Genomic DNA, 10152 nt, shown 5'->3' on the forward strand with positions numbered 1-10152 from the left:
CCTTGGCAGTGATGGCTGGCTGGTCGGTTGGGGTTGCCCGGCTAGAAGCTCACGGCTCGTCGACAGGGACGTTGCGGGTCAGGAAGTCGAGTTGGTCGGCGATAACGCGCTCGAACGGTTCCCCAACGTAGATATCGAAGTGGCCTTCGGGATAGAGCTTGATCTCCCCAGCGGGTGCGGTGCGGGCGTATTTGAGGGTGGGCCCGGCCGGGGCGACCGAGTCGGTCTCGCAGATCGCGAACAGAACCGGCGCGGTGATATCGGCCGCGCGGCGGCCGGGGAAGTCGCGCACCAAGTGCAACGAGATCCGGGCGGCCACCTTGTTCTGGAACGCGCCAGCCCCACCGGCGGGCACCATGTTCAGGAAGCCAGCTTCGGCATCTGGGGTAGTCATCAGTGCGACCGTGCCGGGGGCTCCGGCGGTGGGCACCAGCAGCGGCGCAGCCCCGACGGCTCCGCGGATCTGGTCGATGATGGCCAGCGCTGTCAGCCGGGTCGAGGTCCAGGCCGGTATCGCCCGAGCGGAGGCGTGACCGTTGGTGAACGGGCATTGGGCGATCACTGCGCTGACGTGGCCGTCGTCAGCGGCGGTGGCGATCGCGTGACCGCCTCCAAACGATGTGCCCCACACGACGATGCGGTTGCCATCGACGGACGTCAGGGTGCGGGCGTAGGCCAGTGCGGCGGAAAAGTCTTGGCGTTGTTTGGTGATATCGAGCAGCTGGCGAGGCTGGCCCTCGCTGTCACCGAAGTGACGGTAATCGAACACCAGGCAGGCATACCCGGCGGCTGCGAACCGTTCGGCGTACGCATCCAAGCGCATGGTGCGCACACTGCCCAGCCCGTGACCCATCACGATCACTGGTGCGGGGGCAGAGGACTCGGGGAGATACAGCCACCCTGTGCAGAGTTCGCCATGGGATGGGAACTGGATGGTGGAGCGTGCGACCATGCTGGACTCTTCTCTACGAGTTGATCTACATCCAATCTTGGGTATGACTCTAATGGTAGAGTCATATATAGTCAAAGCATGAGCGCGCAGGCAGAGTCGGAGGCCACCGGACGATCCACGCGAACGCAGCGCCGCGTCAGCCAGATGCGTGCCCGGTTGGTCGAGGTAGCAGAAGCCTTGCTGTTCGAGGGTGGGGTCCAGTCTGTGACTGCGGAAGTGGTCGCCCAACGGGCCGACGTGTCGCTGCAAACCGTCTACAACCGAATCGGTGGGCAGCAGGCGCTGCTGCTGGCGGTGGCCGAGCGAGCCCTTGAACAGACTCGTGAATTCATGCAGACCGCGTATGACGACAACGGGACAGTGGTCGAACGGCTTCTTCGGGTCGGCGAGACCTACATCCGGCTGGCGTTCGACCGACCGCAAGCATTCAAGGTTTTCGTCAATCCGCCCGAGGACCCCGAAGCCATCGAGAAGATCGCGGCCCTCGCCACCGAAGAGCATCGGCGCTTGACCGAGCTGCTGCGCGAAGGTATTGACGCGGGCGAGTTCACCACCGGTCTGCACCCCGAATCCGCAGCAACCGCCCTCTGGGGAATGCTGAACGGGATGTTGTCAGTCGCACTGCGTACCGATGCCATGCGCCCGGACGGGGTCAGCCCAGAATCGCTGGTCGCGGCCGCGACCACCATCATCGAGTCCGGCGTCCTGACACGCTCGACTCACAACAGCTAAGAGATCCCGCCAGCGCATCCCGCCGTTGAGTGCAAGCTAGATGTGGATCCTGCGCCTACCCGAATGGTGTCCAGGACCAGCGTTTCCGCGTGATTCCGCGGATGTATGCTCGTCCATGGCGATCACCGATAAGCGACATTATGTTAAGTACTAGTCTGCGCAGTGCGCCGCAGGGCCCTTCAAAGAACGGCCTCAGGCCCCCGTCGCCCCGTCGATCCCCTCACGAAGCAAGTCAGCGTGCCCGCAGTGCTGGGCGTACTCGGTGATCATTCGGAGCACCAGCCAGCGTAGATCGACATCCTCATACCAATCGAGCGGTCGCGCATTGTCGTCGAGATCGTGAGCGGCCACGATCTCGCGAGACACGGCACACTCGTCGCGCCAGGTCTCGAGGTCGGCGGCGAACTCAGCGTCCACGGGCACATCGAAGTCGAGGTTGGGATTGTCTGCTGTGAAGAAGAGGAACGGCACATCGCGTCGCTCGAAGTTCTGCTGAAACCACCAGCGTTCGCACCCAGCAAGGTGGCGGACCAAGCCGTGAAGGGATAGCGTCGATGGCGGCATGGACCTGGTCCGGGCCTGCTCTTGGGTCAGGCCGCTGCACTTCATATCCACCGTTGCCCGGTAGTAGTCGAGATACGCCGCGAGCGCCTCTCGCTCGCTGGCCACGCGTGGTATGCGCGGGCGGCCATCGTCCGCCCACTTGGGCGAGAAGGCGTCGTCCGTCAGACCGGACTCCGAACCTGCGGCGACTTCCGCGGAATTGTCACTCATACGCCGCACCCTGCCATGCCAATTCCGTGCCTCTCGCCCCTCAAGTGCTATGAATACGCAGGTTCTTGATACGCAGCCTATCCAGTAGTCGTCTGGGTGCTTCGACGACCAGACACCCGCGCGGCCCGACAACCACTGCCCCGCTACGTGGCGTCGGTCATGAGCGGAATCTCGTTCGCCGACTACCTCGTGTGCCGGTCACGGAACTCTCTCTGCGGATTCCGTGTGAGGAGATCCCGCCCAATGAGTCGCGCTTGCGCTGCGGCGAGCGTGTGGGCGAGTAGCGCGGGCGATCGTCATCGGGCCCACGCCCCCAGGAACTGGGCTGATCAGGCTGGCTCGCTCGGCGGCTGGACCGTACTCGACGTCTCGGACGTTGCCCGGGTTGTAGCCGGCATCGATGACGACCGCGCCCTCCTTGATGCACTCGCCACGGATCAGATCGAGACGACCCACGGCGACCACGACGTCAGCATCGTGAACCCGAGCCGCAAGGTCACTCGTGCGGGAATAGCAGTGCGTGACGGTGGCGTCCCTGTCGAGTAGTGCTCCTCGGCTCCAAGCCCAGCCGCCGGATCAGTGACGCGGTGATGCTAATATGGGTTTGTGCGCACAACTATCGATCTACCTGACGAGCTCCTGCGCGCGGCGCGTGTGCGCGCCGCGCAGAGCGACGAGAGCCTCAAGGACCTCTTCACGCGTGCGTTGACCAAAGAGCTCAACTCCACGGGCAGAGTACGCAGAGAGCTCCCGGTGATCGGCTCGAGCCGGCCCGGCCGGTCCAGCATCACCCCCGACGAGCTCGAGCGGATCCTCAGCGAGGGTGACGTCGGCATCGACATCGCGTGATCCTCCTCGACGTCGGCACCTGCCTGACCGGCTTCTGGGCCGGACACGTCCACCACGAGAAGATTCACGCTTGGCTCGACGCGGCCGAGGACGACTCCCTTGGCCTGTGCCGTATCGTCCATCTCGGCTGGCTGCGACTCCTCACCAACCCGGCTGTGCTCGGCGCGGATGCGCTGACCCGTCGAGACGCCTGGGACTTCGTCGCCTTTGTCCTCGCCGACGCACGCTTCGGCTGGATCGATGAGCCGGAGGACATCGATACCCACCTCGCCACGCACGCAGCCCACGACGACCGCAGTCACAAACTGTGGACCGACGACTACCTCGCCGCGTTCGCACTCGCCGGCAGCCACTCGTTCGCCACCCTCGACACCAAGATCGCACACCGCTACCCGGGCCTGACGGTGGTCAACCTACTCGCCGCGTAGGCCATCGACTGGCAGGGCCAGGTGCCGGCAACCGCGGCCTCGGCCACGCCCGCAACCGGTGGCCCCCACGCCGTCGAGGGCACCGTTCCGGTCTCTCGTCCAGATCCTCCGCCGTGGCATACGGATCGGATGTCCGCGCTGTGAAGCACGGCTAGCGTGGCCCCATGACTGATCGCGAGATCCGAACCGTGGTGTCCGGCATGTCGTACACCGAATGCCCGCGCTGGCACGACGGCCGGCTGTGGTTCGCCGACTTCTATATCCACGCGATCTACTCAGTCAACGAGGATGGAACTGGTCTGCGGGTCGAAGTCGAGGTCCCCGGGCAGCCGTCCGGCTTCGGGTGGCTGCCCGACGGTCGCCTGGTGTTCGTCTCGATGAAGGACCGCAAGGTCATGCGGCGGGAGGACGACGGAGCGGTCGTCCTCCATGCCGACGTGGCTGACCACGTCGGCGGACACGCCAACGACATGGTCGTCGACGGCCAAGGGCGATGCTGGCTGGGCGACTTCGGGTTCGACCTCATGTCCGGCGCCGACATCGAGACGACAGGAGTGCTCCGCATCGACCCCGACGGTACGACCACGCCGGTCGCGCAGGACCTCTGGTTCCCCAACGGCAGCGTGGTCTCCCCCGATGGGCGCACCCTCATCGTGGACGAGACCTTCGGCAACCGGATCAGCGCGTTCACGATCGAGGCCGACGGTTCCCTCTCCGAACGGCGGGACTGGGCGGTCTTCGGCGAGCTGCCCACGTCGCGAGCGGTCGCCGAGGCGATCCCCCAGGTCGTCCTCGCCCCCGACGGGTGCGGCCTGGACAGTGAAGGGTGTCTCTGGGTCGCCGATGCCGTCGGTGGGCGTGTCTGTCGTGTCGCCGAGGGCGGGCCGATCCTCGAGACGGTCGAACCGGGTACCGGTGTCTTCGCCTGCATGCTCGGCGGCACCGACGGCCGGACCCTGTTCATGTCGTGCGCGCCGGACTTCAACGAGATCGCCCGCAGCGCCGCGCGGGAGGCGGAGATCCGCGCGGTCACCGTCGACGTCCCCCACGCGGGACTCCCCTGATGATGCGGCCCCAGGAGGTTGGATGGCCGAGTGCGGTCGCTCGTCATTGCCGCGAGCGCCGGACTACAGGATGAGCTTCATCCGCGGTGCAGTCGTCGGCGTGAAACCGGCCCGTGCATAGATCGACTGCCCCTCTGCGGTGGCGCTGAGATCGACCCGATCCGCGTCGATCGAGCGCGCCCAGCGCACGACGCGGTCGACGAGGGCGGACCCGTGTCCGCACCGTCGATGCTCGGGAAGAGTCACGACGTTGGCGAGGTGCACGGCCCGCCCGCGTGGACAAAGTGGGTTCGGGACGCCCGACTGCAAGGTCCCGACAGCGCAGGCGACGACCGTTCCACCGATCGCAATGACCGGGACACAAGCGCTGTCCGCACTCTCGGCGACGTCTTGGAACCACCGTCGAGCATGACCTCGCCAGGGCGCCTGCACCTCGGCTGTCTCGCCGAAGAGGAGCCCCCACAGGAGAAGCAGCTGATCGATGTCGGCGGGTCCTGCGTCGCGTGATATCGGTCCGGTCGGCGAGATCATCGCACCATACTCGTCGACGTTGCGGCACGCGCCATGGCGGGATCCGGGCAGGCCGATGTCGCGGACATGGAGGCGGCACGCCGTAGCGTGTGGAGCCATGAAGACGATCGGCGTGCTCGGCGGCATGAGCTGGGAGTCCTCGCTCGACTGGTACCGGATGGCCAACGAGCAGGTGCGCGACCGCCTCGGCGGCTTCCACTCGGCCCCGATCCTGCTCGACTCCCTCGACTTCGCAGAGATCGAGGCGCTGCAGGCCGCGGGAGACTGGGGTGCTGCCGGTCGGGTTCTCGCGGATCACGCGAGAGGCTTGGAGCGCGCCGGGGCGGGCCTCGTCGTGCTGTGCACGAACACGATGCATCTGGTCGCCGACCAGATCACCGACGCGATCACGATCCCGTTCATCCACATCGGCGACACGACCGCCGAAGCGATCACCGCCGCCGGTCTGAGCAAGGTCGCACTGCTCGGAACGGCGTTCACGATGGAGAAGCCCTTCTACCGTGACCGGCTCGCCGCCCACGGCATCATCGCCTCGATCCCGGACGACGAGGATCGCGCCACGGTCCACCGGATCATCTACGACGAGCTCGTGCAGGGCATCATCGACGAGGACTCACGGCAGGCCTACCGCGAAGTCATCGGCCGACTCGTCGAGGAAGGGGCCGAGGGCATCATCCTGGGCTGCACGGAGATCGAGCTGCTCGTCTCCCGGGCGGACTCGCCGGTGCCGGTGTTTCCCACCACGGCTCTGCACGTCGCCGCAGCCCTGGCAGCAGCCGACGAGTGAAGGGTGGAGCGCTGGCTGAGCGGGACGCCGAGGCGACGAGAAGCCCTTGCACGCCTGGCGATCCGGCCGTGGCGACCACGAGCGCTTCCTCGCCTCGTTCACTCCCCCGTCGGCGTCCGAGCTCGCCCCGACCACGTCCAGTGCGGTATCGGCAGGCCGGGCGGCACGTCGCCGGCCGATTCGTGGAAGGCATACATCGAGTTCCACGTCGCCCAGGCGAAGTAGTCGTGGAGCGTCCGAGCGACCGGCGAGTCCGCGGCATACCCGGCGTCCTCCAGGGCGGCGTCGAAGCAGGCGACGGCCCGCTCGTTCATCTCGTCGTGCTCCCCGTTGCCGCTGTGGATGCGGACGACGTCCGACTCCTCGCCGAGGACGCCGGTGAAGGTCGCGGGTCCCCCGAGCGCCTCGGCCCAGTAGGCCGCGAGCCGGGCGGTGTGGTCCGGACGGAACCCATGGCTGAAGGCGTGACTCACGACCTCGTCGGCCATGACGCGGGTATGCCATGCCTCGGCCAACCGCCGTAGTCCCGCCTCTCCCCCGGCCGCCTCGAAGATCGTGTCCACGTCGTTCATCATCCTCGCGTCCTCCCCCTCGTCCAAGGAGGCTTGTGGGGAAGCGGGATAGCGTCAGGACGACAACCGCCTTCCCCACAAGGACGGCCGATGCGGCCGGGCCGACGGTCCCCGAGCCCGGACGAGTGGTCCCCCCGAGCCGGAGCGAGCGGCTCACCCCAGCCGGCCCTCCTACAGTGGGCACCATGTACGTCCCCGTGTTCAACCGGATGGACGACGAGCGGGAGATCCGCGAGCTCGTCGCCCAGGTCGCGTCGGCGCAGCTGGTCACCGTCGGCGACGACGGGTACCCGCTCGCCACGCTCCTTCCCGTCGTGTGGGAGGAGGAACGTCTCGTCATGCACATGGCGCGCGCCAACCCGCACTGGCGCGCCATCGCCCCGGACTCCCCCGCGCTCGCCGTCGTCGACGGAGCCCAGGCCTACATCTCCCCCACGTGGTACCCGAGCAAGGCCGAGCACGGGCGGGTCGTGCCGACGTGGAACTACTCGGCCGTCCACCTGCGGGGCCGAGTCACCGTCCACGACGACCCCGAGTGGGTCCTCGACGCGGTGACCCGCCTGACGAACGTCCACGAGCAGCCGCGAGAGCGGCCCTGGGCGGTGAGCGACGCCCCCGAGCGCTACCGGGAGCTCCAGCTCAAGGCGATCGTCGGGGTGGAGCTGATCGTGGAGTCCGTCGAGGGCAAGGCGAAGCTGAGCCAGAACCGCTCCGAGGCCGACCAGACGGGCGTCATCAGCGGCCTGTATGCCGAGGGCTCACCCCGGTCGGACGCCGTCGCCGACGCGATGGTGCGTCAGCAGCAGCGGACGGGCTGACCCGAGGGCTCACCGCGACGGCCGCCGGCCACGAGATGCAGCCGGCGGACGGTCGCAAGAACGGCGCGCGACCGCAGGTGCGGCATACCCCTGCGTCAGTACATACGCACCTGCGTAGTATTTCGCCATGCCGACCTACCGGATGCGTGAAGCCGCGGAGCTGCTCGGTGTCAGCGACGACACCGCACGGCGTTGGGTCGACGCCGGGCGGATCACGGCGACGACCGACGCCGACGGCCGGCAGGCCGTCGAGGGCGCCGAGCTCGCGCGGTTCGCCCAAGAGCTCGCGGCTGCCGGCGAGCAGCCACGCCCACGGCCGATCGTGTCGGAGTCGGCGCGGAACCGGTTCACCGGGCTCGTGACCCGCGTCCTGCGTGACACCGTCATGGCGCAGGTCGACATCCAGTCCGGCCCGCACCGGTTCGTCTCCCTCATGAGCCGCGAGGCGGCCGACGACCTCGGCCTCGAGCCCGGTGTCCTCGCCATCGCCTCCATCAAGTCGACCAACGTCGTCGTCGAGATCCCCCGTCAGCCATGAACAGCTCGTGGGTGACGACCAGCAGAGAACCCGTCAAGAGAATGAGGAGCACCATGTCCCGTCGCCTTTCCCTCGCCGTGGCCGCCGCCATCGCGACCCCCCTTCTCCTCGCCGGGTGCGGGAGCAGCGGCTCGGACTCCGGCAGCAGCGGGACGACGTCCTCCGCCGCGACGTCGTCGGTGAACGGCTCGATCACCGTCTTCGCCGCGGCGTCGCTCACCGGGTCGTTCACCGAGATCGGGAAGCAGTTCGAGGCGGCCCACCCGGGCACGAAGGTGACGTTCAACTTCGGACCGAGCTCGGGCCTCGCGACGAGCATCAACCAGGGCGCACCCGCCGACGTCTTCGCGTCGGCGAGCGCGAAGAACATGGACCAGATCGTCAGCGCCGGCAACGCCGCCGACCCGAAGACCTTCGCCAACAACGTGATGGAGATCGCGATCCCGCCGAAGAACCCCGGGAAGGTGACGGGGGTCAACGACCTGGCCAAGTCGTCGGTCAAGGTCGCCCTGTGCCAGAGCCAGGTCCCGTGCGGCACCGTCGCGGCGAAGGTGTTCAGCAACGCCGGGATCACCGTCAAGCCGGTCACCGAGGAGGTCGACGTCAAGGGCGTCCTCACCAAGGTCGTGAGCGGCGACGTCGACGCCGGGATGGTCTACGTCACCGACGTCCTCTCGGCGGGCGACACGGTCAAGGGCGTCGAGATCCCCGAGAACGTCAACGCGTCGACGTCCTACCCCATCGCGACGGTCAAGGCGTCCAAGAACGCCGCGACGGCGAGCGCCTTCGTCGCATACGTCCTCTCCTCGGACGGCGAGGCCGTTCTCCAGAAGGCCGGGTTCGCCAAGCCCTGACCAGGCGAGGAGGCGTATGCCATCCCCACCCCCGGCGCGTACCGCCGCCGAGGTCGCCGCCCTGACCGACCGGGTCCGACCGCCGTGGGCGCTCGGCGTCCCGGCGGCGGTCGGGGCGGCGTTCCTCGTCGTGCCCCTCCTCGCGCTCGTCGTCCGCGCGCCGTGGCGCGGCCTGCCGCGGATCCTCGCGGAGTCCGACGTCCGGACGGCACTCCTGCTGTCGCTCGGGTGCGCGACGTCCGCGACGGTCCTGGCGGTCGTCCTCGGCATACCCCTCGCGTGGGTCCTCGCCAAGAGCACCCACCGGATCACCTCGCTGCTGCGGGCGCTCGTCACCCTCCCGCTCGTCCTGCCGCCCGTCGTCGGGGGTGTCGCGCTCCTCCTCGCGTTGGGACGCAACGGGATCGTCGGCCGGTGGCTCGACGCGTGGTTCGGCATCACCCTGCCGTTCACGACCGCCGGCGTCGTCATCGCCGAGGCCTTCGTCGCCATGCCGTTCCTCGTCGTCACGGTCGAGGGTGCGCTGCGCAGCGCCGACCGGGGCCTGGAGGAGGCGGCGGCGACGCTCGGGGCGTCGCGGCTGACGACCTTCCGGCGGGTCACGCTCCCGCTCGTCCTGCCCGCCGTCGGCGCCGGGACGGTCCTCGCGTGGGCCCGCGCCCTCGGCGAGTTCGGCGCGACGATCACGTTCGCGGGGAACTATCCCGGCACGACCCAGACGATGCCGCTGGCCGTCTATCTCGCGATGGAGAGCGATCCGGAGGCGGCCGTCGCCCTCTCGCTCGTCCTCCTCGCCGTCGCCGTCGCCGTCCTCGCCGGCCTCCGCGACCGGTGGCTGCGCACGGGGAGCACCCTGTGACGAGCCCCGCGCTCCGCGTCGCCGGCCGGATCGACCGGGGCGGGTTCCGGCTCGAGCTCGACGTCACCATCGAGGCAGGGGAGGTCGTCGCCCTCCTCGGGCCGAACGGGGCCGGCAAGTCGACCTTCCTGCGATGCGTGTGCGGGCTCGCGCCGCTCACGTCCGGTACGGTGCGGCTCGGTGATGCGCCCCTCGACGACCCCGCCAGCGGCGTCTTCGTCAGCGCGGAGGACCGGCCCGTCGCGATCGTCTTCCAGGACTACCGGCTCTTCCCCCACCTCAGCGTCACCGAGAACGTCGCCTTCGCCGCCCGCAGCCGCGGCGTCGGTCGGCACGCCGCCCGTCGCGCCGTCGAGCCCTGGCTCGAGCGGCTGGGGCTCGGCGGACTCGGCGA

14 protein-coding genes and 1 pseudogene are annotated in these 10152 nt (G+C 68.4%); 10 read left to right on the forward strand and 5 right to left on the reverse strand.

The features are described from left to right. Window positions 1-49: 49 nt before the first annotated feature. Window positions 50-952, reverse strand: a complete 903-nt coding sequence (locus BN12_RS03805) for an alpha/beta hydrolase (protein ID WP_048550216.1) — start codon at window positions 950-952, stop codon at window positions 50-52. 78 nt (window positions 953-1030) lie between these two features. Here BN12_RS03805 and BN12_RS03810 point away from each other — a divergent pair, with 78 nt between their 5' ends. Next, a complete protein-coding gene (locus BN12_RS03810) occupies window positions 1031-1684 on the forward strand; it encodes a TetR/AcrR family transcriptional regulator (protein WP_200901135.1) in 654 nt (217 codons plus the stop codon). 192 nt (window positions 1685-1876) lie between these two features. On the opposite strand, the gene BN12_RS03815 is transcribed toward BN12_RS03810, so the two are convergent. After that, complete coding sequence (locus tag BN12_RS03815) at window positions 1877-2458, reverse strand: DinB family protein (RefSeq protein WP_053079943.1); 582 nt, start codon at window positions 2456-2458, stop codon at window positions 1877-1879. 198 nt (window positions 2459-2656) lie between these two features. Further along, window positions 2657-2992 (reverse strand): annotated as a pseudogene (locus BN12_RS26665) (bifunctional methylenetetrahydrofolate dehydrogenase/methenyltetrahydrofolate cyclohydrolase); the annotation flags it as partial. 72 nt (window positions 2993-3064) lie between these two features. Between BN12_RS26665 and BN12_RS03825 the strand changes: the two are divergent. The 3 genes from BN12_RS03825 (at window position 3065) to BN12_RS03835 (ending at window position 4799) form a co-directional block, all read left to right on the forward strand. Beyond that, a complete protein-coding gene (locus BN12_RS03825; RefSeq protein ID WP_157635329.1) occupies window positions 3065-3307 on the forward strand; it encodes a hypothetical protein in 243 nt (80 codons plus the stop codon). Beyond that, window positions 3304-3735, forward strand: coding sequence for a TA system VapC family ribonuclease toxin (locus BN12_RS03830; RefSeq protein WP_053079944.1), 432 nt, complete (start codon window positions 3304-3306; stop codon window positions 3733-3735). Before BN12_RS03825 ends, BN12_RS03830 begins: the two co-directional genes overlap by 4 nt. Before the next feature lie 164 nt (window positions 3736-3899). Then, window positions 3900-4799 carry an SMP-30/gluconolactonase/LRE family protein gene (locus BN12_RS03835; protein ID WP_048550225.1) on the forward strand — a complete coding sequence of 300 codons (900 nt, stop codon included), beginning with the start codon at window positions 3900-3902 and terminating at the stop codon, window positions 4797-4799. 63 nt (window positions 4800-4862) lie between these two features. On the opposite strand, the gene BN12_RS03840 is transcribed toward BN12_RS03835, so the two are convergent. Then, window positions 4863-5456, reverse strand: a complete 594-nt coding sequence (locus BN12_RS03840) for a GNAT family N-acetyltransferase (protein ID WP_200901136.1) — start codon at window positions 5454-5456, stop codon at window positions 4863-4865. On the opposite strand from BN12_RS03840, the gene BN12_RS03845 reads away from it, so the two are divergent. Further along, window positions 5428-6117 carry an aspartate/glutamate racemase family protein gene (locus BN12_RS03845; RefSeq protein WP_048550227.1) on the forward strand — a complete coding sequence of 230 codons (690 nt, stop codon included), beginning with the start codon at window positions 5428-5430 and terminating at the stop codon, window positions 6115-6117. The two genes, BN12_RS03840 and BN12_RS03845, sit on opposite strands and share 29 nt — an antisense overlap. Before the next feature lie 98 nt (window positions 6118-6215). Here BN12_RS03845 and BN12_RS03850 read toward each other — a convergent pair whose 3' ends face one another. Continuing rightward, window positions 6216-6692, reverse strand: coding sequence for a group II truncated hemoglobin (locus BN12_RS03850; RefSeq protein ID WP_048550229.1), 477 nt, complete (start codon window positions 6690-6692; stop codon window positions 6216-6218). Window positions 6693-6874: 182 nt separating this feature from the next. Here BN12_RS03850 and BN12_RS03855 point away from each other — a divergent pair, with 182 nt between their 5' ends. The 5 genes from BN12_RS03855 to BN12_RS03875 form a co-directional block, all read left to right on the forward strand. Continuing rightward, window positions 6875-7507 carry an FMN-binding negative transcriptional regulator gene (locus BN12_RS03855; protein ID WP_048555967.1) on the forward strand — a complete coding sequence of 211 codons (633 nt, stop codon included), beginning with the start codon at window positions 6875-6877 and terminating at the stop codon, window positions 7505-7507. 127 nt (window positions 7508-7634) lie between these two features. After that, window positions 7635-8045: a TOBE domain-containing protein gene (locus BN12_RS03860; RefSeq protein WP_048550231.1), complete on the forward strand. Its 411-nt coding sequence runs from the start codon at window positions 7635-7637 to the stop codon at window positions 8043-8045. 53 nt (window positions 8046-8098) lie between these two features. Further along, complete coding sequence (gene modA, locus BN12_RS03865; RefSeq protein WP_048550233.1) at window positions 8099-8899, forward strand: molybdate ABC transporter substrate-binding protein; 801 nt, start codon at window positions 8099-8101, stop codon at window positions 8897-8899. Between the two features lie 16 nt (window positions 8900-8915). Then, complete coding sequence (locus BN12_RS03870) at window positions 8916-9758, forward strand: ABC transporter permease (protein ID WP_048550236.1); 843 nt, start codon at window positions 8916-8918, stop codon at window positions 9756-9758. Next, window positions 9755-10152 (forward strand): ATP-binding cassette domain-containing protein (locus tag BN12_RS03875; protein ID WP_157635665.1); only part of this gene is annotated, 398 nt, incomplete at its 3' end. The genes BN12_RS03870 and BN12_RS03875, both read left to right, overlap by 4 nt.

Source organism: Nostocoides japonicum T1-X7 (assembly GCF_001046855.1).
Lineage (GTDB): Bacteria > Actinomycetota > Actinomycetes > Actinomycetales > Dermatophilaceae > Nostocoides > Nostocoides japonicum.